At 70.7% G+C, this 25,469-nt stretch carries 23 protein-coding genes and 3 riboswitches; of the genes, 15 read left to right on the top strand and 8 right to left on the bottom strand.

The annotated features are described in order from the left end of the window. Positions 1-18 precede the first annotated feature (18 nt). Positions 19-393 (bottom strand): cobalamin biosynthesis protein, encoded by a 375-nt coding sequence (locus BCR55_RS15805; RefSeq protein ID WP_006404825.1) that lies wholly within the window; start codon positions 391-393, stop codon positions 19-21. After that, on the bottom strand, positions 393-1,157 hold the full coding sequence (cobA, locus tag BCR55_RS15800; protein WP_035488331.1) for a uroporphyrinogen-III C-methyltransferase: 765 nt from the start codon (positions 1,155-1,157) through the stop codon (positions 393-395). The genes BCR55_RS15805 and cobA overlap by 1 nt, the downstream gene beginning before the upstream one ends. Positions 1,158-1,330: 173 nt before the next feature. Further along, positions 1,331-1,564: riboswitch (cobalamin riboswitch) on the bottom strand. A gap of 62 nt (positions 1,565-1,626) precedes the next feature. Beyond that, positions 1,627-1,886, top strand: a riboswitch (cobalamin riboswitch). Positions 1,887-2,057: 171 nt separating this feature from the next. Between cobA and BCR55_RS15795 the strand changes: the two genes are divergently transcribed. The 8 genes from BCR55_RS15795 (at position 2,058) to BCR55_RS33430 (ending at position 11,613) form a co-directional block, all read left to right on the top strand. Further along, positions 2,058-3,116, top strand: coding sequence for a HoxN/HupN/NixA family nickel/cobalt transporter (locus tag BCR55_RS15795; protein ID WP_065494785.1), 1,059 nt, complete (start codon positions 2,058-2,060; stop codon positions 3,114-3,116). 24 nt (positions 3,117-3,140) lie between these two features. Next, positions 3,141-4,235 (top strand): cobalamin biosynthesis protein CobW, encoded by a 1,095-nt coding sequence (gene cobW / locus BCR55_RS15790; protein WP_065494784.1) that lies wholly within the window; start codon positions 3,141-3,143, stop codon positions 4,233-4,235. Between the two features lie 6 nt (positions 4,236-4,241). Further along, positions 4,242-8,051, top strand: coding sequence for a cobaltochelatase subunit CobN (gene cobN / locus BCR55_RS15785; protein WP_065494783.1), 3,810 nt, complete (start codon positions 4,242-4,244; stop codon positions 8,049-8,051). After that, positions 8,048-9,130: an ATP-binding protein gene (locus tag BCR55_RS15780; protein WP_065494782.1), complete on the top strand. Its 1,083-nt coding sequence runs from the start codon at positions 8,048-8,050 to the stop codon at positions 9,128-9,130. Before cobN ends, BCR55_RS15780 begins: the two co-directional genes overlap by 4 nt. 68 nt (positions 9,131-9,198) lie before the next feature. Further along, positions 9,199-9,807, top strand: a complete 609-nt coding sequence (locus BCR55_RS15775; protein WP_065494781.1) for a VWA domain-containing protein — start codon at positions 9,199-9,201, stop codon at positions 9,805-9,807. Between the two features lie 99 nt (positions 9,808-9,906). Then, positions 9,907-10,359, top strand: a complete 453-nt coding sequence (locus tag BCR55_RS15770; protein ID WP_006400081.1) for a YaiI/YqxD family protein — start codon at positions 9,907-9,909, stop codon at positions 10,357-10,359. Between the two features lie 92 nt (positions 10,360-10,451). Next, positions 10,452-11,084 carry a DUF1993 family protein gene (locus tag BCR55_RS15765; protein WP_006416863.1) on the top strand — a complete coding sequence of 211 codons (633 nt, stop codon included), beginning with the start codon at positions 10,452-10,454 and terminating at the stop codon, positions 11,082-11,084. Positions 11,085-11,277: 193 nt separating this feature from the next. Continuing rightward, positions 11,278-11,613, top strand: coding sequence for a hypothetical protein (locus BCR55_RS33430; RefSeq protein WP_236860376.1), 336 nt, complete (start codon positions 11,278-11,280; stop codon positions 11,611-11,613). Positions 11,614-11,658: 45 nt separating this feature from the next. Here BCR55_RS33430 and BCR55_RS15755 read toward each other — a convergent pair whose 3' ends face one another. Then, positions 11,659-12,063 (bottom strand): NUDIX hydrolase, encoded by a 405-nt coding sequence (locus BCR55_RS15755; RefSeq protein WP_035488236.1) that lies wholly within the window; start codon positions 12,061-12,063, stop codon positions 11,659-11,661. 172 nt (positions 12,064-12,235) lie between these two features. Further along, positions 12,236-12,478: a hypothetical protein gene (locus BCR55_RS15750; protein WP_065494780.1), complete on the bottom strand. Its 243-nt coding sequence runs from the start codon at positions 12,476-12,478 to the stop codon at positions 12,236-12,238. 272 nt (positions 12,479-12,750) lie between these two features. Here BCR55_RS15750 and BCR55_RS15745 point away from each other — a divergent pair, with 272 nt between their 5' ends. The 4 genes from BCR55_RS15745 to BCR55_RS15730 all read left to right on the top strand — a co-directional run bounded on the left by BCR55_RS15745 (position 12,751) and on the right by BCR55_RS15730 (position 17,292). Further along, a complete protein-coding gene (locus BCR55_RS15745; protein ID WP_053297245.1) occupies positions 12,751-13,902 on the top strand; it encodes a CaiB/BaiF CoA-transferase family protein in 1,152 nt (383 codons plus the stop codon). Positions 13,903-13,990: 88 nt separating this feature from the next. Then, on the top strand, positions 13,991-15,292 hold the full coding sequence (locus BCR55_RS15740; RefSeq protein ID WP_012213342.1) for a CitMHS family transporter: 1,302 nt from the start codon (positions 13,991-13,993) through the stop codon (positions 15,290-15,292). 37 nt (positions 15,293-15,329) lie between these two features. Further along, positions 15,330-16,496: an acyl-CoA dehydrogenase family protein gene (locus BCR55_RS15735; RefSeq protein WP_006408861.1), complete on the top strand. Its 1,167-nt coding sequence runs from the start codon at positions 15,330-15,332 to the stop codon at positions 16,494-16,496. A 52-nt stretch (positions 16,497-16,548) separates the two neighbouring features. Further along, positions 16,549-17,292, top strand: coding sequence for an IclR family transcriptional regulator (locus tag BCR55_RS15730; RefSeq protein ID WP_006400070.1), 744 nt, complete (start codon positions 16,549-16,551; stop codon positions 17,290-17,292). Between the two features lie 48 nt (positions 17,293-17,340). On the opposite strand, the gene cobJ is transcribed toward BCR55_RS15730, so the two are convergent. Genes cobJ through cobG form a run of 4 tightly spaced genes read right to left on the bottom strand, consistent with a single transcriptional unit; the run spans position 17,341 to position 21,839 of the window. Then, the gene (gene cobJ / locus BCR55_RS15725) at positions 17,341-19,074 is read right to left on the bottom strand and encodes a precorrin-3B C(17)-methyltransferase (RefSeq protein ID WP_065494779.1); all 1,734 of its coding nucleotides are present in this window, start codon (positions 19,072-19,074) and stop codon (positions 17,341-17,343) included. Next, positions 19,071-19,805 (bottom strand): precorrin-2 C(20)-methyltransferase, encoded by a 735-nt coding sequence (locus tag BCR55_RS15720; RefSeq protein WP_053297243.1) that lies wholly within the window; start codon positions 19,803-19,805, stop codon positions 19,071-19,073. The genes cobJ and BCR55_RS15720 overlap by 4 nt, the downstream gene beginning before the upstream one ends. After that, a complete protein-coding gene (locus BCR55_RS15715; RefSeq protein WP_065494778.1) occupies positions 19,802-20,428 on the bottom strand; it encodes a precorrin-8X methylmutase in 627 nt (208 codons plus the stop codon). The genes BCR55_RS15720 and BCR55_RS15715 overlap by 4 nt, the downstream gene beginning before the upstream one ends. After that, positions 20,421-21,839: a precorrin-3B synthase gene (cobG, locus tag BCR55_RS15710; RefSeq protein ID WP_276512765.1), complete on the bottom strand. Its 1,419-nt coding sequence runs from the start codon at positions 21,837-21,839 to the stop codon at positions 20,421-20,423. Before cobG ends, BCR55_RS15715 begins: the two co-directional genes overlap by 8 nt. A gap of 67 nt (positions 21,840-21,906) precedes the next feature. Further along, positions 21,907-22,096: riboswitch (cobalamin riboswitch) on the bottom strand. A gap of 297 nt (positions 22,097-22,393) precedes the next feature. Here cobG and BCR55_RS15705 point away from each other — a divergent pair. Genes BCR55_RS15705 through BCR55_RS15695 form a run of 3 tightly spaced genes read left to right on the top strand, consistent with a single transcriptional unit; the run spans position 22,394 to position 25,448 of the window. After that, a complete protein-coding gene (locus BCR55_RS15705) occupies positions 22,394-23,632 on the top strand; it encodes a bifunctional cobalt-precorrin-7 (C(5))-methyltransferase/cobalt-precorrin-6B (C(15))-methyltransferase (RefSeq protein ID WP_053297241.1) in 1,239 nt (412 codons plus the stop codon). After that, positions 23,632-24,720: a cobalt-precorrin-5B (C(1))-methyltransferase gene (locus tag BCR55_RS15700; protein ID WP_065494996.1), complete on the top strand. Its 1,089-nt coding sequence runs from the start codon at positions 23,632-23,634 to the stop codon at positions 24,718-24,720. The genes BCR55_RS15705 and BCR55_RS15700 overlap by 1 nt, the downstream gene beginning before the upstream one ends. Beyond that, positions 24,717-25,448, top strand: coding sequence for a cobalt-precorrin-6A reductase (locus tag BCR55_RS15695; RefSeq protein ID WP_006404808.1), 732 nt, complete (start codon positions 24,717-24,719; stop codon positions 25,446-25,448). The genes BCR55_RS15700 and BCR55_RS15695 overlap by 4 nt, the downstream gene beginning before the upstream one ends. Positions 25,449-25,469: the final 21 nt, after the last annotated feature.

The following is a 25,469-nucleotide window of genomic DNA, read 5'->3' as shown; positions in this document are numbered from 1 at the left end:
CCTGTCGATAGCAAAGGTTCAGAGCGGGCCGGCGAGCGCGACCGTCACGCCGTCCCGGATGGTTTTCGGTGCAAGCAGCCGGCCATGCGGCGCGGCCAGTTGCGCGCACGGCTCGGCGACGCCCGCGACGCCGAAGCGCGCGAGCGCGGCGGCCGACGGCGCGCTGGCCGCCCGCTGCGCACACGCGGCCAGTTGCGCGGGCTCGAACGCGACGAGCGGCCAGCCGCGTCGCGCGCAGAGCGTGCGCAGCGCGCGGGCGCGCGACTTCGCGGCGAGCGTCGCGACGACCGCCGGCTGCGCGCCGGGATGCGCCGCGAGCGCCACGCGCACGGCCGCGTCGAGCTGCGCGGCGCGCACGCCCGCACGAAAGCCGATGCCGAGCGCGACGCGCATCACGCGCGCTCCGCGCGGCCGCCGCCGGCCAGTGCGGCCTGCACGGCCGGATCGGCGGCCAGCGCGGCGACGCGGCCGATCACGACGATCGCCGGCGAGCCGATGCCGGCCGCGCCCGTACGTTCGACGATCTGGTCGAGCGTCGCGAGCACGTGCCGTTGCGTGTCGCGCGTCGCGTTCGCGATCGCCGCGCACGGCGTGTCGCCGGGCAGGCCGCCGTCGCGCAGCGCCGCGGCGATCGCATCGAGCCGGCGCATCCCCATGTAGACGACGATCGTCATGCGCGTCGCGGCGAGCGCGCGCCAGTCCGGCTCGTCGGCGCCCGCGCCGTGACCGGTGACGAAGATCACGCCCTGCGCGTCGCCGCGATGCGTGACCGGAATGCCGAGCGCGGCCGGTGCCGCGATGCCGGCCGTGATCCCGCTCACGACCTCGACCGCGAAGCCTGCCGCACCGAGCGCGATCAGCTCCTCGCCGCCGCGGCCGAACACGAACGGATCGCCGCCTTTCAGCCGCGCGACGCTGCGGCCCGCGCGCAGATGCGCGAGCATCGTCGCGACGATCTCGGCCTGCGGCGTCGACGCATGGCCGCCGCGCTTGCCGACGTGCTCGATCTGCGCGTCCGCACGCGCATGGCGCAGCACGTCGGGGTTGACGAGATCGTCGACGAGCAGCACGTCGGCGGCCGCAATCGCGCGAACGGCCTTCAGCGTCAGCAGGTCGGCATCGCCGGGCCCGGCGCCGACGAGCCATGCGCGGCTCATCGCGCGCAGCACGGCGCGCGCCGTGACGAGACGGGACAGGGCGACGAAACGGCCGCGCGCGGACGGCCTGCGAAATGGCGTGACATGACGAGAGCGAAACGAAGCGCCCGTAGCGGGCGGATGACAACGCGCACACTCTCCGTCCCCCGCGGATCGGGCGTTCGGCGAGCGTGGCGCTCGCCCCTTGCGTCGGCCGGTATCCGGGCTGGCCGCTTGCCAGGCCGCAGCCTTCCCGCCCGCTGAGGGGCAGTGGCATCGTGGGCGGCATGGGCGCGTGCGCAAGGCGCGTCGCGCGGGCGGCGTACCGTTGCGGGGACAGCACAGGCCGGGCGATGCTCCGCCTCCTGTTTCCCGTTTAACTGCATGCGCGGATTGCGCATGCGAGCACCGAACGCGGCGCATACGATAGCACAGGCCTCGCGCGCGATCGCGGCCGCCGTTCGCCTTGACGCGGCCGGGCGCCGGAGCCTACACTCGCACGCGTTTCGGTGCTCGCGCGTGCGTTCCTGCACGCGCAGTTAAACGGGAAACAGGGAGTGCGGCTGCCCCGCAGTCGAGCCAACCTGTGCTGCCCCCGCAACGGTAAGCGAACGCATCGCTCCGCGATGCAGCGCCGCTTCGCCGCATGCCACGCGCGTGCGGACGACGCCACTGGATGCCTCGCGCTTCCGGGAAGGCGAAGCGGCGTGTTCGTCAGCCCGGATACCGGCCGAGACGAGGGGTACAGCGCCGCGGGGAGGCGGCGCATCGTCCACGGCCGCAGCGCGCCCGACGCCCGAGCGTTTCCGATTTCCCGTCGTCAGGCCGCGCGCGCGGTGCGAACCGGCAGGCAAGCGGCGCCGGCAGGCACGGTGCGGACCGTGTTGGCATTCACATGTCGACCGTTCATCGCGGAGCACCATGCTCGATTCTTTCTTACGTCTGTTCAACGACAGCCCGTCGGGGCTGCGCGGCAAGATTGTCGCCATCTATTCGCTGCTCGTCGCGTTCAACGTCGGCGCGTGGATCTGGGCGTTCATCGCGTTTCGCGGGCAGCCGGTGCTGCTCGGCACCGCGCTGCTCGCGTATGTCTTCGGGCTGCGTCACGCCGTCGACGCGGACCATATCGCCGCCATCGACAACGTCACGCGCAAGCTCATGCAGGAAGGGCGCAGCCCGCTCGGCGCGGGGCTGTTCTTCTCGCTCGGGCACTCGACGGTCGTGATCGTGATGTCGGTCGCGGTTGCGCTGACCGCCGCGTCGCTCGCGCGCTTCGAGAGCATGAAGACGTGGGGCGGCGTGATCAGCACGAGCGTGTCCGCGTTCTTCCTGCTCGTGCTCGCGGCCGCGAACCTGCTGATCCTGATCTCCGTGTACCGGACGTTTCGCGCGGCACGGCGCGGCGACGCGATCGTCGACGCCGATCTCGACATGCTGCTGAACCAGCGCGGCGTGCTCGCGCGCCTGTTCCGGCCGCTGTTCCGGCTCGTATCGCGCAGCTGGCACCTGTACCCGGTCGGCTTCCTGTTCGGCTTCGGCTTCGATACCGCGACCGAGATCGCGCTGTTCGGCATCTCCGCGACGCAGGTGCAGGGCGGGCTGTCGTTCTGGTCGGTGATGGCGCTGCCGGTGCTGTTCACCGCCGGCATGACGCTCGTCGACACGACCGACGGCATCCTCATGATGGGCGCGTATCGCTGGGCGTACGTGCGACCGATTCGCAAGATCTACTACAACATGACGATCACGTTCGTGTCGGTGCTGGTCGCCGCGCTGATCGGCGGCATCGAGGTGCTCGCGCTGCTCGCGGACAAGCTGTCGCTGCAGGGGCCGGTCTGGGATTTCGCGACGATGGTCGCGTCGCATTTCGGCATGCTCGGCTACGTCGTGATCGGCCTGTTCGTCGCGTGCTGGGCCGCGTCGGCCGCGATCTACCGCTTCAAACGCTACGACGAGATCGACGTGACGATCTCCGCGTGATGCTTTTTCGACCCAGGACCTACCATGACCCTACGCAAGCTGCCCGTCACGATCGTCACGGGCTTTCTCGGCAGCGGCAAGACCACGCTGATGCGCCACATCCTGCAGCAGGCGAACGGCCGTCGCATCGCGGTCATCGTCAACGAGTTCGGCGAACTCGGCATCGACGGCGAAATCCTGAAGGGCTGCGGCATCGGTTGCGACGACGCGGCCGGTGAGACGTCCGGGCAGCTCTACGAGCTCGCGAACGGCTGCCTCTGCTGCACCGTGCAGGAGGAGTTCTATCCGGTGATGGAAGCGCTCCTCGAACGGCGCGCGAACATCGATCACGTGCTGATCGAAACCTCGGGCCTCGCGCTGCCGAAACCGCTCGTGCAGGCGTTCAACTGGCCGACGATTCGCCATGCGTTTACGGTCGATGCGGTCGTGACCGTCGTCGACGGGCCCGCGGCCGCGAGCGGCCAGTTCGCGGAAAACCCGCAGGCCGTCGACGCGCAGCGGCGCGCGGATCCGAACCTCGATCACGAATCGCCGTTGCACGAGTTGTTCGCCGATCAGCTGTCGGCGGCCGATCTCGTGATCGTGAACAAGGCCGAGCTCGTCGACGATGCGCAGTTCGCGCAGATCGAAGCCGCGATCCGCGACGAGATCCCGCCGCAGGTGAAGATCGTGCGCGCGACGCGCGGCGAGCTCGATCTCGCGATGCTGATCGGGCTCGAATCGGCGTCCGAAGACACGATCCATTTGCGTCACGACCATCACGGTGCGACCGGCGTAGGTGCGGCCGACGACGAAGAGCACGACCATCATCACGACGATTTCGATTCGGTCGTCGTGAGCGGCGACGCGGGCACGCGTGAGGCGACGATCGCCGCGTTGCAGCGGCTCGTCGAAACGCATACGATCTATCGCGCGAAGGGATTCGCGGCGCTGCCCGACGCGCCGATGCGGCTCGTGATCCAGGGCGTCGGCCGCCGCTTCGACAGCTATTTCGACCGCCGCTGGCAGGACGGCGAAGCGCGCGCGAGCCGCTTCGTGCTGATCGGCGAACGGCTCGACGCGGCCGAGCTGCAACGCGCGTTCGACGCCGCGTGCGCGGCCGAGCCGCAGCAGGCGTAACGCGCGATGCATCTGCTGCGCACCACGCCGGGCGGCTTCGTCGACGACACACAGGGTGTCGTGCGTATCGATCAGCGCCCGGCCGACATCGTGATCCTGAGCTCGGCCGACACGACGCTGTCGCTGCTCGCGAGCGTCGTGCCGCGGCTGCCGGCCGGCTTTCCGAGCGTGCGGCTCGCGAACGTCACGTTCCTGCGACAGCCGGCCTCGGTCGACTTCTACGTCGACGACGTGCTGCGCCATGCGAAGACGGTCGTGATCGACCATCTCGGCGGCGAGGCGTACTGGCCGTACGGCATCGAGCAGGCCGTTTCGGTCGCGTCGAAGCACGGGCAGCAGCTCGCGATGTTCTCCGGCGATTTGCAGGAAGATCCGAATCTCGTCGCGAAGAGCACGGTCGCGCCCGCGCTGTGCCGGCTGTGGTGGCACTATCTGCGCGAGGGCGGCGTGCACAACGCCGAAGCGCTGCTGCGCAGCATCGCGTTTCACACGCTCGGCTTCGGCGACGAGCCGGCGCCGCCGCGTCCGCTGCCGGCCGCCGCGCTGTATCACCCGGCGCGCGATCCGGCGAGCGTCGACGATTGGCGGGCGCGCTGGACGCCGGGCGCGCCGGTCGTCGCGATCGTGTTCTATCGCGCGCACTGGCAGGCCGCGAATACGGCCGTGTTCGACGCGCTCGCCGACGCGCTCGTCGACGAAGGACTGAACCCGCTGCCGATCGCCGTGACGTCGCTGAAGGATGCGGTGAGCCGCGAGGTGATTGCGCAGCTCTGCGAGGCGTGCGACGTCGCGCTCGTGCTGAACACGACCGCGTTCGCGGCCGGTGCGATCGACGCGCCCGCGCCCGACGTGCTTGCCGGCGACGCGCCGGTGCTGCAGGTGATCTTGTCGGGCGGCAACCGCGATGCGTGGGTCGCGGACAACCAGGGGCTTCACGCGCGCGACATCGCGATGCACGTCGCATTGCCCGAGGTCGACGGGCGCATCGTCACGCGTGCGGTCAGCTTCAAGGGGCTCGCGTATCGCTGCCCGCACACCGAGGTCGACGTCGTTCGCTACCAGCCCGATGCGGAGCGGATCGCGTTCGTCGCGGCGCTCGCGCGCGGCTGGTGCCGGCTGCGCACGCTCGACAACGCGGACAAGCGCATCGCACTGATCCTCGCGAACTACCCGCAAAGCGACGGGCGCATCGGCAACGGCGTCGGGCTCGATACGCCGGCGTCCGCGCTGCATGTGCTCGCCGCGCTGCGCGGCGCCGGCTACACGCTCGCCGAGCTGCCGGCCGACGGCGACGCGCTGATCGCGCGCCTGACCGAAGGCGTGACCAACGATGCGGCCATGCATGCGCTGCGGCCGGCGTTCCAGAGCTATGCGCTCGACGATTACCGCGCACGCTTCGCGCGGCTGCCCGCCGCGGTGCGCGACGCGCTGAACGCGCGCTGGGGGCCGCCCGAAGCCGATCCGACGCTGCGCTGCGGACGCTTCACGATCGCGGGCTGGCGCGCGGGGCACGTGTTCGTCGGCATCCAGCCGTCGCGCTCGCGCGACGACAACGATTACGCGAGCTATCACGACGCGGAGCTCGTGCCGCCGCACGCGTATCTCGCGTTCTATTTCTGGCTGCGCGACGTGTTCCGCATCGACGCGGTGATCCATCTCGGCAAGCACGGCAACCTCGAATGGCTGCCGGGAAAGAGCGTCGCGCTGTCCGACGCGTGCTGGCCCGATCTGACGCTCGGCCCGTTGCCGCATCTGTATCCGTTCATCGTCAACGATCCCGGCGAAGGCAGCCAGGCGAAGCGGCGGGCGCAGGCCGTGATCGTCGATCATCTGATGCCGCCGCTCACGCGCGCCGAAAACTACGGCCCGATGCAGGACCTCGAGCGGCTGGTCGACGAATACTACGACGCACTGATGGTCGACGCGCGACGCGCGAAGCTGCTGCGCAAGACGATCCTCGCGACGATTGCCGAGCACCGGCTGCACGACGAGCTGAGCGTATCGCCGCCGCGCGACGCGAACGACGAGGACGCGCTGCTCACGCGTGTCGACGCATGGCTCTGCGAGCTGAAGGAAGCGCAGATCCGCGACGGGCTGCACGTGTTCGGCGTGTCGCCGGCCGAGCGGCAGCGGCGCGATACGCTGCTCGCGCTCGCGCGCTTTCCGGTCGGGGACGGCAAAGGCGCGAACGCCGGACTGATCGCGGCACTCGCACGCGATCTAGCGCTCGGCGACGATTTCGATCCACTCGCGGCCGACTGGGCCGCGCCGTGGACGGGCCCGCGGCCGGCCGTGCTGCAGGCGCTCGACGCGTCGCCGTGGCGGCATGCGGGCGACACGCGCGAGCGGCTCGAACGGCTCGCGCAGCACTGGCTGGACCGCATCTGCGACGTCGCGCCGGACGAGGCCGGCATCGCCATCCCGCCGCCCGGCGAATGGCCGCATACGCTCGCGGTGATCGGGCGTGTGCGAACGACGCTGCTGCCCGCACTCGACGTGTGCGGCCGCGACGAAATGCGTCAGCTGCTGCGCGGGCTCGACGGCCGCTTCGTGCCGCCGGGGCCGAGCGGTTCGCCGTCGCGCGGCCGTCCGGACGTGCTGCCGACCGGCCGCAACTTTTACTCGGTCGACACGCGCGCGGTGCCGACGCAGGCCGCGTGGTCGCTCGGGCTCAAATCGGCGCAGCAGCTGATCGAGCGCCATCTGCAGGAGCACGGCGACTATCCGCGCGCGATCGGCCTGTCGGTGTGGGGCACCGCGACGATGCGCACCGGCGGCGACGATATCGCGCAGGCGTTCGCGCTGCTCGGCGTGCGGCCGAAATGGGCGCACGGCAGCCATCGCGTGACCGACTTCGAGATCCTGCCGATCGAGATCTTCGATCGCCCGCGCATCGACGTGACGCTGCGCGTGTCGGGCTTTTTCCGCGACGCGTTCCCGAACCTCATGCATCTGTTCGACGCGGCCGTGCAGGCCGTCGCCGCGCTCGACGAACCGGAGGCGCTGAACCCGATCCGCGCGCGCATCGAGCGCGAACGCGCGCAGTGGATCGCGCAAGGCGTCGCGCCCGACGAAGCGCGGCGCCGGGCCGGCTGGCGCGTATTCGGCGCGCGGCCCGGCAGCTACGGCGCGGGGCTGCAGGATCTGATCGATCGGCGCGGCTGGCAGACCGACGCCGATCTCGCCGACGCATACCGCCGGTGGGGCGGCTATGCGTACGCGCAGAACAGTGCGGGCGATGCCGCGCCCGACGTGTTCGGCGAACGGCTCGCCGCGATCGACGTCGTCGTGCAGAACCAGGACAGCCGCGAACACGACATCCTCGATTCGAACGACTACTACCAGTTCCAGGGCGGGATGACGGCGGCCGTGCGCCATTTGTCGGGCCGGCAGCCGAGCGTCTATCACGGCGACCACGCGAACCCCGCCGCGCCGAAGATGCGCACGCTGCGCGAGGAGATCGCGCGCGTGATCCGCTCGCGCGTCGTGAATCCGAAATGGCTCGACGGCGTGAAGCGGCACGGCTACAAGGGCGCGGCCGAAATGGCGGCGACCGTCGACTATCTGTACGGATACGACGCGACCGCGCGCGTGCTGTCCGATCACCAGTACGCGCTCGTCGCCGACGCGTACCTGTTCGACGACGCGACGCGCGCGTTCCTCGAACGTCACAATCCGCACGCGCTGCACGGCATCTGCGAGCGCTTCGTCGAGGCGATGCAGCGCGGGCTGTGGCAGCAGCCGGGCGACTATCGCGAGCGCATCGAAGCGGTCTGGCTCGCGACCGAACAACTTCAGGAAGGAGCACGGCGATGAGCGATTCGACCGCGCCGCGCGCACGCGCGGTTTTTCCGTTTACGGCGCTGGTCGCGCAGGACGCGCTGCAGCAGGCGCTGCTGCTCGCCGCGATCGATCCGTCGATCGGCGGCGTGCTCGTCAGCGGGCCGCGCGGCACCGCGAAATCCACCGCCGCGCGGGCGCTCGCCGAGCTGCTGCCGGAAGGCGCGTTCGTCACGTTGCCGCTGTCGGCCACCGACGAGCAGGTCACCGGCACGCTCGATCTCGCGCATGCACTCGCGGAGAACGGCGTGCGCTTTCGCGGCGGCCTGCTTGCGCGTGCGCATCGCGGCGTGCTCTACGTCGACGAGGTGAACCTGCTCGCCGACGGCCTCGTCGATACGCTGCTCGACGTCGCGGCGAGCGGCGTGAACATCGTCGAGCGCGATGGCGTGTCGCACGCGCATGATGCGCGCTTCGTGCTGGTCGGCACGATGAATCCGGAAGAGGGCGAGCTGCGTCCGCAGCTGCTCGACCGGTTCGGGCTGATGGTCGAGCTCGAGAACTGCTTCGATGCCGCGCAGCGCGAACGGATCGTGAAGGCGCGCCTCGCGTTCGATCTCGATCCCGACGCGTTTCGCGCCCGGCACGGGGATGCGCAGCAAACGCTCGCCGCGCGGATTCGCGCGGCGCGTGCACGGCTGCCGGCACTGCAATTCGACGACGCCGTGCATGCGCGCGTAAGTGCGCTCTGCATCGAGGCGGCCGTCGACGGATTGCGCGCCGATCTCGTGATGTTGCGCGCGGCGCGTGCGCTTGCCGCGCTGGAAGCGGCCGACGCTGTGACGGTCGCGCATGTGGACCGCGTCGCGGAAGCGGTGCTGCGGCATCGGCGCCGCGCGGATGCATCGCCGCCGCCGGCTGCGCGCGCGCCCGATTCGCGCACGGGGCACGACGATGCGACGCATCGCGACACGCGCGAGCGCCTGCCGCGCGACACGGCGCCGTCGCCCGACGACGCGCCCGCATCGCACGGCGACTGGGGCTACCTGCCGCCGGAGTCCGCGGGGCTGCGCGACGTGAAGGCCGTCGTGCCGCTGCCGCTAAAAAAACGCTGAGCCATCGAGACGGCGCCGCCGCGAACGCCGTTCGCGGTCCTCGATGGCAGCAGGGTGCCGCCCGGCGCGTGCCGGGCCTCGCGCGCGCGGGCACGGCCGTCGCGTGGGCGGCCACGCTCGCCGCCAAGCGCGGGCAGCCGCTGCATGCCGCGCATCTGCGCTTTCGCCAACGCGCGGATGCGCCGCGCGCACTCCATTGCTTCGTGCTCGACTGCTCGGCGTCGATGCTGTCGCACGATCGGCTCGCGCTCGCGAAGGGGCTGATCGTCGCGTATTTCGATCGCGCCGCGCGCGACCGGATCGAGACCGCGCTGATCTGCTTCGGCGGCAGCGGCGCCGCGCGGCGCTTCGGACCGGCCGTGCCGCGCTGGTGGAATGCGCGCTGGGTCGAGCCGGTCGATGGCGGCGGCGGGACGCCGCTCGCGGACGGCATCGCCGCCGCGGCGCAGCTGCTCGCGCGCGACGCGCGACGTCACGCGGACAAGCAGCGCTGGCTGTGGGTGCTGTCCGACGGACGCACGCGGGAGACACCGGCGAAGCCCGCCGCGGCCGATCACGTCGTGTTCGTCGACTTCGACGATGCGCCGGTGCGGCTCGGACAGGGCGCACGGCTCGCGCGCGCGTGGGGCGCGCAGTGGGTGACGGCCGATGCGCTTTGCGCGGACGTGCGCGGCTGAGCGCGGGCGAACGCGGTGGCGAACGGATCGGTTCGTGCGCGCGAGGCCGACGCACGGCGTGCGCTATGATCGTCACTCGTCTCCAATGGAAATTCCGCCATGCAAGTGCTCGTCGATGCCGACGCGTGTCCCGCCGTCATCAAGGAGATGCTGTTTCGCGCCGCGCGGCGCACCGAGATCTGCGTGACGCTGGTCGCGAACCAGTTTCTGCGTACGCCGCCGTCGCCGTTCATTCGCGCGCTGCAGGTGCCGGCCGGCTTCGACGCGGCGGACGCGCGGATCGTCGAGCTGGCCGCGGCGGGCGACCTCGTGATCACGGCCGACATTCCGCTCGCGGCAGCCGTGCTCGACAAGGGCGCATTTGCGCTCGATCCGCGCGGAAACTGGTTCAGCCGCGACAACATCGAAGAACGTCTGTCGACGCGCGCGATGATGGATCAGCTGCGCAGCGCGGGCATCGATACCGGTGGCCCGGCGCCGTTCAGCGCACGCGACGGCAACGCGTTCGCGGCCCAGCTCGACCGGTTTCTCGCACGGCGCCGCGGGCCGTAACGCGGCGGTGCCGGGCGCGCGCCGAGCGCCGTCGGCGTCGCTGTCGCCGTTGTGGCGCGATATTTTCTCGGGCTGCTGCCGGCACCGCGACGATGCGCCATGGCGTCGACGCTGCTATCGTGATGCGATCGATCATCCATTGGAGGGCGCGCGTGTCACCGACTCAACTTCTCGTTCCGACCTTCAGCCAGCTGCTGCGCGCGCAATCCGCGTGGCTCGACAAGGCGGCCGGGCACTGGCGCGCGGCCGGCGACGATCCCGATGCGCTGATGACGCTGAAGCTCGCGCCGGACATGTATCCGCTTGCCGCGCAGGTCCGGTTCTCGTGTTTTCAGGCGATGGAACCCGTGCACCGGCTGCGCGGCGAGCCGCTGCCGGAACCGCTGCTCGCATTGCGGCAGGCTGGCTGGCATGCCGATGCGCAGCCGGGCTCGCTCGGCGATGCGCAGGGGATCCTCGCGGGCACGCTCGCGTTTCTCGGCGAACTCGCGCCCGATGCGCTCGACGGCGGCGCCGCGTTGCCCATCGCGCTCGAACTGCCGAACGGCACTGCGTTCGACATGACGGGCGAGCAATACGCGCGCGACTGGGCGCTACCGCAGTTCTACTTCCACGCGATCACGGCTTACGCGATCCTGCGCCATCATGGCGTCGATCTCGGCAAGGCCGATTACGTGCCGCACATGCTCGCCTATGTGCGGCCGGGCACGATTCCGCAGGGTTGAGGTGGGGCGGCGGGCGATGCAGCGGCGCTGACGCGGGGCGATGTGGCCGGGCGATACGCTGCATGCGCTCACCGCGTGAGCTTCGCTTGCCGCATGAGAACTCGATCGACAAGGGGATGTTCGCCGCGCTCAATCGCGAACGGCGGGCAGGAATCATTCGCCGTTTCGACTCATTGCCGACATTGGAGACGCCATGTCGAAAGTGCAATTCTCCGGCTTCTTTAAATTCACGCTTGCAGCCATCCTTTTAATTGTGCTGCTGGCTGCATTGCTGATAGGTGTAATGGCGTACATCCGAGACGATGGGGGTGACGCAGCCTGCCCGAATCTCTCCACGTCGCAGATGCGTGGCTATCTGGAAAAATATGCCCGGCACAACAATTTTTCGAGTTTGACGTTCGACGAGGCTGCCGAGTATCTGGCGGACCTTCAGCAATGGAAAATTCCTTACCGTGTCGACAATCATCGCTATATAGCAAAAATGACATGCAAAGGCTTCGTCGTCGACAACGTCGGTCCTTTCGATTGACCGCGCACGGCCCGTCGCGCCGCTGCGCCTACACGCTCCACCCGTCTAATCCTCCGGTAACCCGCTGAGCAGGTCGAGCCGCAGCAGCTCGACGATCTTGCGCGTCGGCACGCTCGTATGCAGCGTCTCGAGCCGCTCGATCGCAAACCACTTGCAGCGCACGATCTCGTTGCTCGCGCGCGGGACCAACCGCTTCGGCACGTCGGTGACGAACACATGGTGCACTTTCCTCAGCCCGCCGAACTGCACCGCATAGTTCAGCGCGAGTCCTTCGAGCCGCGTTTCCTCCGCCAGTTCGCGCTGCGCGGCCTGCAGTGGCGTCTCGCCGCGGCGGATCGTGCCGCCCGGCAACGCCCACCGCGAGGCGGTGCGGGCGACCAGCAGCACGCTGCCGCGCTGGCGACAAACGATCGTGGCTCTTTCCTTGAAGGTGCCCGGCGCGGTGCTCATGTTCGGCAAGACAGGTGCTCAAGCGTGAAAAAAATGCGCATCGGCCGGACGTCGCCGAGCCGATGACCGACAGCCGATCGGCATAAGCGCCGACACTGCATGCAGGCCGCCGCGCCGATCTCATCCCTCGTTTCATCGCGGTTCCGCGCGCGTGGCGAACCGCCGCGCGTCGTCACGACCGCGTGTACAGCCCGCCGCGCGTCGATTTCGCGTGCCGCGCATGGCGACGTTTGTGAACCGCATGCCTGCGATGTGGCGCAGGCGGCACCACATGGCGACGTGCAGGCGCGCGGCGAGCCGTCGTCGCGCCGGCCGGCGTGGCCTGTCCTTCGCCGAAGTGGAAAGTCCAGGTCTGTGCCTGTGCGACGCCCAGCGTCGAAGCCAGCATGACGACGGCCAGCAGCATGCGTTTCATGAAATCTCCGCTTGTCTCGAGGGGAATGTTTGTTCGCCAGCTTAACGAACGGCGGGACGTCGCGGCAACCGGCACGTCACGGATGCGGGACGGTCGGCACCCGGCGCGACGCGCGGTAGCGGGGCGGGCACCTCCGGGCTTGACAATAAAATTCTCGCGCATGAATATAAATTCACATACACGAATTATTCGTCGAGACCGGAACGGCATCCCGCAGCGCCGCCGCCCGGCATCACCGGCGATCCGATCCACCGGAAGCAGGAGCGAGACGCATGACGGAACACGAACGGCCGGGCGCGCTGGCGGGATTGCGCATCATCGATCTGTCGCGGGTGCTGGGCGGCCCGTACGCGACGCAGGTCCTTGCCGATCACGGCGCGGAGGTCATCAAGATCGAACCGCCGTCGGGCGACGAGACGCGCACCTGGGGGCCGCCGTTCGACGGCGACACCGCGTCGTACTTCCTCGGCGTGAACCGCAACAAGCTCGGCATCGCGCTCGACCTGACGAAGCCCGGCGACCGCGAACGGCTGCTCGGGCTGCTCGACGAGGCGGACGCGCTCGTCGAGAACTTCCGGATCGGCACGATGGAACGCTGGGGGCTCGGCTTCGACGCGCTGCATGCGCGGTTCCCGCGGCTCGTCTATTGCCGCGTGTCGGGTTTCGGCGCGGACGGCCCGCTCGGCGGGCTGCCCGGCTACGACGCGGCCGTGCAGGCGATGACGGGGCTGATGAGCGTAAACGGCGAAGCGGGCGGTGCGCCGCTGCGCGTCGGCGTGCCGATCGTCGATCTCGTCACGGGGCTGAACGCGGCGCTCGGCGTGCTGATGGCGCTGCGCGAACGCGACGCGAGCGGCCGCGGGCAGTTCGTCGAGACGACGCTGTTCGACTGCGCACTGTCGATCCTGCATCCGCACACGCCGAATTTCTTCCATTCGGGCCGCGCGCCGGTGCGCACCGGCAACGCGCATCCAAACATCACGCCGTACGACAGCTTTCCGACGGCGACCGTCGATATCTTTCTGGCCGTCGGCAACAACGGCCAGTTCGCGGCGCTCTGCGACGTGCTGGGTACGCGCGACTGGCTCGACGATCCGCGTTTCGCGGACAACCGCGCGCGCAGCGCGAACCGCACGGCGCTGCGCGCGCTGCTCGAAACGGCGCTCGCGGCCCACGACGGCGCGGCGCTCGCCGAGCGGCTGATGCGCAGCGGCGTGCCGTGCGCGCCGGTGCTCGGGCTCGATGCGGCGCTGGCGCATCCGCACGTCGCGCATCGCGCGATGAAAGTGGAGCTCGGCGCGCATCGCGGCATCGCATCGCCGATCAAGCTCGGCCGCACACCGGCCACCTATCGGCGCGCGCCGCCCGCGCTGAACGAGCATGCGGCACAGCTGTTCGGCGCCGCCGACGACCGCACCGACTGACGCGCGCATCCCGCACGCGGCGCGGCCGCACACCGCATTCGACCAGAACGGCGCACCCGCGATGCGCCGCATCGACAGGAGACACATCATGCTCGCATGGATCGGCGCGATCGCCATCGTCGCGCTGTTCGGCCTGATCATCACGAAGCGGCTGTCGCCGCTCGTCGCGCTGATCGTCGTGCCGGTCGCCGCATCGCTTGCTGCCGGGTTCGGCTTGACGACCGGCAAGTTCATCGTGCACGGCGTGCAGAACATCGGGCCGATCGCCGGCATGTTCGTGTTTGCGATCCTCTTCTTCGGCGTGTTGACCGACGCCGGCATGCTCGATCCGATCATCGCCGGCGTGCTGCGCGTGATCGGCTGTCATCCGCCGCGCATCGTCGTCGGCTCCGCGCTGCTGGCGCTGCTGATTCATCTCGACGGATCGGGCGCGGTGACGTTTCTCGTCACGCTGCCCGCGATGATGCCGCTCTATACGCGGCTCGGCATGGATCGCCGGATTCTCGCGTGCGTCGCGTCGATGGCGGCCGGCGTGAACTTCCTGCCGTGGGTCGGCCCGATGTTGCGCGCTTCCGCCGCGCTGCACATCCCCGGCACCGCGATCTTCATGCCGATGATTCCGGTACAGCTCGTCGGGCTCGCGTTCGTGTTCGGCACTGCCTGGGTGCTCGGCGTGCGCGAGGCGAAGCGGCTCGGGCTCGACCGCGCCGGCGCAGCGGCGATCGCCGTCGCGCCGCGCGAGCTGACCGACGCGGAGCGTGCGCTGCGCCGGCCCGACCGGTTCGCCGTCAATCTCGTGCTGACGCTCGTCGTGCTCGGCACGCTCGTGTCGGGTATCGTCGATCCGATGGTGATGTTCATGCTCGGCACCGTCGCGGCGCTCGTGATCAACTATCCGGACGTCCGCGCGCAGCGCGAGCGCATCGACGCGCATGCGAAGGCCGCGTTGATGATGGCCAGCGTGCTGCTCGCGGCGGGCGCGTTCACGGGGATCATGACCGGCACCGGAATGCTGAAGGCGATGGCGGAGGTGGTCGTCGCGCACGTGCCGGTCGAGCATGCGCGGCACATGCCGTTCGTGCTCGGACTGCTGTCGATGCCGCTCAGCCTGCTGTTCGATCCTGATTCGTTCTATTTCGGCGTGCTGCCCGTGCTCGCCGAAAGCGGCAAGCTGCTCGGCGTGCCGCCGATCCAGATGGCGCAGGCCGCGCTGCTCGGCCAGATGACGACCGGTTTCCCGGTCAGTCCGCTCACGCCCGCGACGTTCCTGATCGTCGGCCTGACCGGCGTCGAGCTTGCCGAGCATCAGAAATTCACGATTCCGTTCCTGTTCGCCGCCACCGTGCTGATGGTGTTCGCCGCGGTCGCGACGGGCGTGTTTCCGTTATGAGCGGCGCGGCCGTTCACGTTTTCCGGGAGAGCAGTCCATGCAGTTCGACCTGACCGACGACCAGCGCGCGATCGAGAGCGCGATCGACAAAATCTGCGCGCGCTTCGGCGACGACTACTGGCTCGAACGCGATCGCGCCGGCGGCTTCCCGCACGATTTTCATGCGGCGCTCGCGGAGGCCGGCTGGCTCGGCATCGCGATGGATCCGGCCTACGGCGGCGCCGGCCTCGGGATGACGGAAGCAGCGCTGATGATGCGCGCGATCAGCGCGTCGGGCGCGGGATTGTCGGGCGCGTCGGCCGTGCACATGAACATCTTCGGGCTCAATCCCGTGCAGGTGTTCGGCAGTGACGCGCAGAAGGCGCGCTTCCTGCCGCCGCTGATCGCGGGCCGCGACAAGGCCTGCTTCGCGGTGACCGAGCCCGACGCCGGGCTCGACACCACGCATCTGACCACGCACGCGCGTCGCGACGGCGATCATTACGTGCTGAGCGGCCGCAAGATCTGGATCTCGACCGCGCAGGTCGCGAACAAGATGCTGATCATCGCGCGCACGACGCCGCTCGAGCAGGTCGCGAAGCCGACCGACGGGCTCAGCCTGTTCTATACCGATCTCGACCGTTCGCGCGTCGAAGTGCGCGAGATCGACAAGATGGGCCGCAAGGCGGTCGACTCGAACATGCTGTTCATCGACAACCTGCGCGTGCCGCACGACGACCTGATCGGCACCGAAGGCGAAGGCTTCCGCTATCTGCTGCACGGGCTCAATCCCGAGCGCATCCTGATCGCGGCGGAAGCGATCGGCCTCGGACAGGCGGCGCTGCGCCGCGCGACGCAGTATGCGAACGAACGCGTCGTGTTCGGCCGGCCGATCGGGCAGAACCAGGCGATCCAGCATCCGCTCGCGCTCGCGTGGATGCAGCTCGAGGCCGCGTGGCTGATGGTGATGAAGGCCGCGACGCGCTACGACGCGGGGCAGCCGTGCGGCGCGGAGGCCAACGCCGCGAAATATCTCGGCGCGGAAGCCGCGTTCCACGCATGCCAGACGGCGGTCGCGACGCATGGCGGGATGGGTTACGCGAAGGAGTACCACGTCGAGCGCTACCTGCGCGAGTGTATGATTCCGAGGCTCGCGCCCGTGAGTCCGCAACTGATCCTGTGCTACATCGCGGAGAAGGTGCTCGGGCTGCCGAAATCGTACTGATGCGCGGCGGCCGTCCGGCGCGCGTTTTCCCGTTCCGTTTCAAGCGCTCGTCATGGACGTCAAACTCGTTGCCCGCACGCTCGACCTGTTCGAACTGTTCGCCGCCGAACGGCGGCCGCTGCCGCTCACCGAACTCGCGCGCCTGCTGAACGTGCCGGCGTCGAGCTGTCTCGCGATGGCACGCACGCTCGTGAGCCGCGGCTATCTGTACGAAGTGCGCAAGCGCGGCGGCTACTATCCGACGCGGCGTCTGCAGACGATCGCGGCCGCGATCGACGCGACCGATCCCGTCGTCGACATCGTCCATCCGTATCTCGTCGCACTGCGCGACGCGAGCCGCGAAACGGCCGTGCTCGGCAAGATCCAGCGCGCATCGATCGCCTATCTCGACGTCGTCGAATCGGAGCAGGCGATCCGCTATACGAGCCAGCCCGGCGAGTTGCGTCCGCTGCATGCGAACTCGATCGGCAAGGCGATCTTCGCGGAACTTGCCGGCGATGCGCAGCAGGCGCTCGGCGAAGAGCTGACGTTCGAGCGCTTCACCGCGGCGACCGTCGCCGATCTGCCGGCGCTCGTCGCGCAGACGGCGCGCTTTCGCAAGCGCGGCTGGGCCGAAAACTTCGGCGAGAGCGCGCCGGAGCTGTCGGCGATCGCGGTCGCGCTACCGCTCGACGGCGACTGGTACGGGCTGTCGATCGTGGGGCCGACGGAACGGATTCGCCAGCATCGCGACGCGCACGCGGCGCTGCTCGTCGACGCGAAGGCGCGGCTGCTCGCCGATTACGCGCGCGCGTAACGCCCGAGCATGCCGCCGCCGCGCACGTCCAGGTGCGCGGCGCATCGCTCATCGATACCAGCGCGGCGTATAGACCCACTCGCGTCCGGCGCCGATCGTAAAGCGCCGCGTCGTCGACGAGCCGACGATCACCATCGTGCGCATGTCGACCTGATCGCTACGCAGCGCGCCGAGCGTCGTCGTCGCGAGCGTGGCGCCGGGACGGCCGATGTCGCGGCCGAGCACGACGACCGTATCGGCCGCGCGGTGCGCGCGCACGACGTCGAGCGCACGATCGAGCTGCCAAGGTCGCGCGCGCGAGATCGGGTTGTAGAACGCCATCACGAGATCGGCTTCGGCCGCATGCCGCAGACGCGTTTCGATCACATCCCACGGCTTCAGGTTGTCCGACAGCGAAATCGCGCAGAAGTCGTGGCCGAGCGGTGCGCCGGCCTGCGCGGCGGTCGCGAGCGACGCCGATACGCCCGGCTCGATCCGCAGGTCGACGGCCGCCCACTGCGGATCGCGTGCGTCGTCGAGCGCTTCGAGCACGGCGGCGGCCATCGCGAACACGCCCGGATCGCCGGACGACACGACCGCCACACGCCGGCCGGCCGCCGCCAGCTCGAACGCATGGCGCGCGCGCTGCATTTCCTCGCGATTGTCGCTGCCGTGCACGCGCTGATCGGCGCGGAACGGGCCGGCCATGTTCACGTACGTCGTGTAGCCGAGAATGTCGGTCGCGTCGGCGAGCGCCGCGCGCGCCGCGGGCGTCAGCCACGCGGCACCGCCGGGCCCGAGCCCGAGCACGGTCAGGCGGCCGCGTGCGCGGCCGAGCGTCGCCGCATCGACAGGCTGCGTCGCGACCGTGCACGCGAGGCCGTCCGCGTTGCCGCACAAGGCGTGCGGCACGCGAAGTGCGCGCGCGAGCAGGGCCGCGGCGTCGATGCCGGCGTCGACACCGTCGTCCGCATCGACGAAACGCAGTGGTACGTCGAGCGCTTCGGCGGCGGCATCGAGCGCCGGATCGCCGATGACCGACGCAGGCGCGACGATCGCCGCGAGCGCACGCCGCGCGAGCCCGCATGCGTCGAGCAGCGCGTCGATCCGCACGGCGAGCGGTTCGGCCGCGCGGCTCGCGTGCACGCCGTGCCCTGTGTGCGCGCCGACGCCGACCACGACGCTGCGCGGATGAATCACCAGCTCGTCGCGCGCGGCGCGCACCGCGTCGGGCGTCACGCGGATCGCATGGGCGGCCGCCGCGTCGCGCGGCAGCGCGACGTCGTCGAGCCACGGTGCCGTGCCCTCGATGCGCGTCGACGCACCGGCGAGCAAATCCGACACGAAGCGCTTGCCCTGCGCGAGATCGGCGAGCACATAGCCGTCGGGCGGATTCAGCACGCACGCGCCGAAGCGCAGTTCACCGCTCGTCGTGATCGCCGGCGCGATCCCGAGTTGCGCGGCGATCTCGCGCGCGATCGCGTTGACGCCCGTCAGCCCGCCGAGCAGCGGCACGACGGCCGAGCCGTCCTTGGCCACCGCGAGCACGGGCGGCTCGACGCCTTTGTCCGCGAGCGCGGGCGCGATGCAGCGGATCACGATGCCGGCCGCGCACAGCGCGACGATCGGCAGCCCGCGTGCATACAGTTCGCGCAGATGCGCGCCGAGTTCGTCGAAGCGCACGTCCGCGTCGACGCGTGACGCGAGCCCGTGCACCTGCGCGCCCGGATAGCGCGCCTGGATGCGTCGTGCGGTGTCGAGCGCACCGGCGCCGAGCACCACGATCGCCGGCGGCGTGATCATCCTTGCCATTTTTCCCCCGGAACGACGAGCAGCGAGAAATACGGCGACGCCATCGGCTCGACTTCGTCGAGCGGCACGATGCGCTGGCTTGCCATCGTCGCGCGCTCCACATAGCGCGCGCGCTGCGCGAGCCCGAGCTCGTCGAGCACGCGGCGCACCTTGGCGAAATTGCGGCCGAGCTTCATCACGACGGCCGCGTCCGCCTGCGCGAGGCGCGTGCGCAGCTCGTGCTCGGGCAGCACGCCGGATAGCACCGACAGGCTCTGGTTGCGATACACGAGCGGCTGACCGAGCACGGCCGTGCCGCCGAGCATCGCGCACACGCCCGGCACGACCTCGGTGTCGTAGCGCGGCGCGAGGCGATCGTGCAGATACATGTACGACCCGTAGAAGAACGGATCGCCCTCGCAGATCACCGCGACGTCGCGGCCCGCGTCGAGGTGCGATGCGACGATGTGGGCAGCGGTGTCGTAGAAGTCGGCGATCACGGTTTCGTAGCAGAGCGGCGGCGGCAGCACCTCCGTCGTCACGGGATAGACGAGCGGCAGCTGCAGCTGCGTGTCGCGCAGGTGCGCTTCGACGATGCCGTACGCGTTGCCTTTCTTGCCTTTCGCGACGAAATACGCGACCACCGGCGCGGCCTGCAGCAGACGCAGCGCCTTCAGCGTCATCAGCTCGGGGTCGCCGGGGCCGACGCCGATCCCGAACAGGCGTCCGCGCGCGGCCGTCATTCGGCCTCCGACGCGAGTGCGTTCACTGCGGCGGCCGCCATCGCGCTGCCGCCGCGCCGGCCGAGCAGTGCGACGTACGGCACGCCGCGACTATCGTCGGCGAGCAGCGCCTTCGACTCGGCCGCGCCGATGAAACCGACCGGAAAGCCGAGAATCAGCGCGGGGCGCGGCGCGCCGGCGTCGATCATGTCGAGCAGATGAAACAGTGCGGTCGGCGCGTTGCCGATCGCGACGATGCTGCCGGCCAGGTGCGGGCGCCACAGTTCGAGCGCGGCCGCCGAGCGCGTGTTGCCGAGCTGCCGCGCGAGGTCGGGCACTTCCGGCGCGTTCAGCGTGCAGAGCACGCGATTGCCGGCGGGCAGCCGCGCGCGCGTGATCCCTTCGGCGACCATCCGCGCATCGCAGAGGATCGGCGCGCCGGCCGCGAGCGCCGCACGGCCGGCTGCGCCGGCGCCCTCGGAAAACCGCAGATCGTAGACGACGTCGACCATCCCGCACGCGTGGATCACGCGTACCGCGAGCTTCTCGAGGTCGGGCGGAATCCGTGACAAGTCGGCTTCGGCGCGAATCGTCGCGAACGACTGGCGGTAGATGTCTTGCCCGTCGCGTAGATAGTCAATCATCGGTGGTGTCCTGGCTGGAGTCGTGGCCGTGCCGCGTGCGCGCAATCAGCGCCGCGGCGCGGTCGATCGTCAGATGGTGGGCGAGCGCGATGCCCGGCGAGGCCGCCGCGACATCGCGCCGATACAGGTCGTAGCGCGCCGGCGCGACCGCGACGAGCGTATGCGCAGCCGTGCGCGGCAGTGCGCAATGCCGCTCGCAGCCGCTCAGATGCACGTCGACCGGCCGGCCGACATGCGCGGCGAGTGCGAGCGCGTCGCGTTTCGTGTCGGCGCGCGCTTTCGCGCAGCCCGTGCTGCCCGCGCACGCGACGAGCGTCGCGCGCGGATCGGACGGCGCGCAGACGAGACCGAGCGCCGCCAGCGCCTCGAGCACCGCCGGCGCCTGCGCGTGCGCGACGCCGTGCACGAACACGCCTTGCCACGGCGTCATCGTCAGCGTGCCGTCGCCGTATGCATCGGCCAGTGCCGCGAGCCGGTCCAGTTGCGCGGCGTCGAGCCGTCCGAGCGCGAACTGCGCGCCGACGCTGCAGCGCGACGCGTCGACCGACGCGCGCGCACCGAAGCGCCACGCGGGATCGGACGGCGCACGCCGCCAGCGGGCCAGCGCGGGATCGGCAGTCAGCGCGAAGGGCAGGTCGTGCTGCGCGCGCGTCAGCAGCGCAGGTTCGCCGCACGCGGCGAGCAGCGTACGCATCCGCGTGACGTCGGCCGGTGCAAGATCGAGAAACGCATGCAGCAGCGCGCGAACGAGTGCGACCGTATGCTCGGGCGCCACGTCGACTGCCGCGGGGGCGTCGTCGCGCGAAGTCGGCGGACAGCCGGCGAGGCCGGCCGCGATGCGCGTCGCGCCGTCGTCGCGGCGCCACGCGGCGAGCCAGATGTCGTGCGGATGATCGAGCGCGGCGACCGATTCGCCGCCATCGAACTGGATCGAGAATTTCGGCGACAGCTCGCCGCGGCGCGGGTCAGTCGCGAGCAGATCGAGCAGCGGCGCGGCGAACGCGCGGCTGTCGACGAGCGCCGCGCGATCGTGACCGGCGAGCGGGCTCAGCATCAGGTTGCGTGCATCGTCGCTCGCGGCCAGCGCGGCTGCCTCGTCGAGCCCGCGCGGCTCGGCCGCGTGCGGGCCGAGCCGCGCATCGAGCAAGGCGCGCACGAGCGCGTCGGCCGCGCCGTCGCGGATCCCGCGTAACTGAAGGTTCGCGCGATTGGTCGCGTCGATCGCGCCGGAACCGTACCTGCGCGCGGCGGCGGCGATCGCGCGTGCCTGGCTCGCGTCGAGCCGGCCGCCCGGCAGCTTGATCCGGCACAGTCCGCCGTCGGCGGCCGCCACGATGCGCACGAGCCCCGGACACGCCGACGGGCGCGCGACAGGCGACGCGGTAAACGGAACGGAGAAGGCGGGACTCAACGGGGCACCGGGACAGTGTCGCGCCGCGGCCAACGCATCGGTACACCCCGCCCGACGCCGGCTGGCACGCACGCACTTTCAGGCCGGCAGGTCTCCTGGCTGACAGGTCGGCGCCTGCTCCCGGCCTTCCCGGTGAAACCAGTGGCATGAGGGGGAGATCGGCTCGCTGTCTACAGTTGCGGGGGCAGCCACAGCGGCGCGATGCGCCCTGTGTTCCCTCTTCGGCCCCGAAGGGCACCGGCGAACGAACGCGCGTAGGATACCCGATTTCGCGGGCGGGCCACGACCCGAAAACCGTGCGGCGGCACGTGGACGGCAGCGCCGCCGTGCCGAAGCCGTTCTTCCGTCGCCGGACGGCGAACGCCGTGCGCTCGTCGCGGATATTTCATCGGCTCAATTTTCATCGGCCGAATAGGCCGCGCGCCGAATCGCCGGCATGCGCGAAGCGCCGTCCGGCCTGCCGATGAAACGCGGAGTCGAACACGGTACTATCCCGTTTTTGGCGATGCAGACCGGTACGCGGCGGCAACAGGACGAACGATGGGGAAGGGTGCATGACGGCATGGCTGACGGTGGTGGGCATCGGCGACGACGGCTTCGCGGGGCTCGGCCGCGCCGCACGCCGCGCGCTGCTCGACGCGACGCTCGTCGTCGGCGCGAAGCGGCATCTCGACATGCTGCCCTCGCGACTGCCGGCCGCACGCGAAGCGTGGCCGTCGCCGTTCGACCTGTCGGGCGTGCTCGCGCGGCGCGGCTCGCCGGTCTGCGTGCTCGCGAGCGGCGACCCGATGCTGTTCGGCGTCGGTGCGACGCTGGCGCGCCGGCTCAGCGCCGACGAATGGCGCGTGCTGCCGGCGCCGTCGTCGCTGTCGCTCGCGGCCGCGCGACTCGGCTGGCCGCTGCAGGACGTCGGCGCCGTGTCGCTGGTCGGCCGTCCGCTCGCGACGCTCGCGCGCCATCTGCTGCCGGGTCGACGCCTGTTCGTGCTGAGCGCGGACGGCCGCACACCGGCCGCCGTCGCGGCCGAGCTCGTCGCACGCGGCTTCGGCCCGACGCGCATCAGCGTGTTCGAACACCTCGGCGGGCCGCTCGAGCGGCGCATCGACGGTCTCGCGCAAGACTGGAACGTCGAAGAGACGGCCGCACTCAATCTCGTCGCGCTCGACTGCGAAGCCGGCCCCGACGCACCGCGCCGCGCACTGACGCCCGGGCTGCCCGACGACGCGTATCGCCACGACGGCCAGCTGACGAAGCGCGACATGCGCGCGCTGACGCTCGCGCGCCTCGCGCCGGCGCCCGGCGAACTGCTGTGGGACGTCGGTGCGGGCAGCGGCTCGATCGGCATCGAATGGATGCGCGCGCATCCGTCGTGTCAGGCGATCGCGATCGAGTCGCATGCGGAGCGGCAGCGCTTCATCGAACACAACCGGGACGCGCTCGGCGTGCCGGGCCTGCAGCTCGTCGCCGGCCGCGCGCCCGACGCGCTGGCCGGACTGGCCGCGCCCGACGCGATCTTCATCGGCGGCGGCGCGACGACGCCCGGCGTGCTGGACGCATGCTGGGCCGCGCTGAAGCCGGGCGGCCGGCTCGTCGCGAACGCGGTCACGCTGCAGGGCGACGTCGCGCTCGCCGGATGGCGCGACGCGCACGGCGGCACGCTCACGCGCGTGTCGATCGCGCATGCGGAACCGCTCGGCCGCTTCGACACCTGGCGGCAGGCGCTGCCCGTCACGCTGTACGACGTGCGCAAGCCCGACACGGCCGCCGCGCCGTGCGCCGCGGAGTGCCGCTGATGCGCGACGAGACGCCCGAACGGTCCGCGCCGCTGCGCTTCGGCTATACGACCGGCAGTTGCGCGACCGCGACGTCGCTCGCGGCGGCGCGCCTGCTGCTTGCGGGCCGCGCGGACGACGCGGTCGAAATCGTCTTGCCGAAAGGGCAGCGCGTGGTGATGCGCCTCGAATTCTGCCGCGCGACGGCCGACGGCGCGGAAGCCGCCACGATCAAGGACGCCGGCGACGATCCCGACGTCACGCACGGCGCGCTGATCTTCGCGCGCGTCGCGCTCGGCGGCGCACGCGGCGTGCGTTTTCATGCGGGGCCGGGCGTCGGCACGGTCACGCGCGCGGGCCTCGCGCTGCCGATCGGCGAACCGGCGATCAATCCGGTGCCGCGCCGGATGATGACGACGCATCTCGACGCGCTCGCGGCCGAACATGGCTACACGGGCGGCTTCGACGTGACGATCGGCGTCGAAGGCGGCGAGGCGCTCGCGCTGAAGACGATGAATCCGCGTCTCGGCATCGTCGGCGGGTTGTCGATTCTCGGCACGACCGGCATCGTGCGGCCGTTCTCGTGTTCCGCGTACATCGCGTCGATCCATCAGGGTATCGACGTCGCGCGCGCCAACGGCGTCGCGCATATCGCCGCGTGCACCGGCAACGCGAGCGAGGACGCCATGCGCGCGCACTACGGGCTGCCCGACATCGCGCTGATCGAGATGGGCGATTTCGCCGGAGCGGTGCTCAAGCATCTGCGGCGCGCGCCCGTCGCGCGGCTCTCGATGTGCGGGGGCTTCGGCAAGCTGAGCAAGCTCGCGGCCGGCCATCTCGATCTGCATAGCCGCCATTCGAGCATCGACTTGCCGCTGCTCGCGCAGTGGGCGCGCGATGCAGGCGCGAGCGACGCGTTGCAGGCCGCGATCCGCGCGGCCAATACGAGCGTCGAAGCGCTGGCGCTCGCGGGCGCGGACGGCGTGCCGCTCGGCGATGTCGTCTGCGCGCATGCGCTGCGCGTCGCGCGCGACATCGTGCCCGCGTCGGTCGCCGTCGAGATGTTCGCGATCGACCGGCAGGGCCGTTTCGTCGGGAGCGCACGATGAGCGCGCGCATCCTGCTGCTCGGCGGCACCGGCGACGCGCTGACGATCGCGCGCGCGCTCGGCCCGCAGCACGTGTACAGCCTCGCGGGGCTCGGCAAGGTGCCGGACGATCTGCGCTGTGCCGTACGCGTCGGCGGCTTCGGCGGTGCGGCGGCGCTCGCCGCCTATCTGCGCGCCGAGCGGATCGGTCTCGTGATCGATGCGACGCATCCGTATGCCGCGCGGATCAGCGCGAACGCGGCCGCCGCCGCGCGCGACGCCGGCGTGCCGCTGTGGGCACTGCGCCGCGCACCGTGGACGCCGCAACCCGGCGACGACTGGCGCATGGTCGACGACTGGGCCGGCATCGAGGCCGCGATCGCGCCGTTCCGCCGGCCGCTGTTCACGCTCGGTCGCGAACCGCTCGCGCATCTCGACGCGATCCCGCCGCACCAGTTCTGGCTCGTGCGCTGCCTCGATCCGCATCCGGGCAACGCGCGCGCACAGGTCGTCGCCGCGCGCGGGCCGTTCACGCTCGACGGCGAACGCGCGCTGTTCGCGCTCGCGGGGATCGATGTCGTCGTCAGCAAGAACAGCGGCGGCAGCGCGACCGAAGCGAAGCTCGAGGTCGCGCGCGAGCGCAGGCTGCCGGTCGTGATGCTGCGCCGACCGACACTGCCCGATGCCGATCGCACGTTCGAGTCGGCCGCCGCGCTGCTCGCTGCACTCGATCCCGCCGCGCGCGCGTGAGACGCGGCGCATCGCCCCATC

Origin of the sequence: Burkholderia sp. CCA53, from assembly GCF_001685525.1 — a bacterium.
Taxonomy (GTDB): Bacteria; Pseudomonadota; Gammaproteobacteria; order Burkholderiales; family Burkholderiaceae; genus Burkholderia; species Burkholderia multivorans.
The sequence above is the reverse complement of the archived record's forward strand: the minus strand, read 5'-3'. Positions and strand labels throughout refer to the sequence as shown.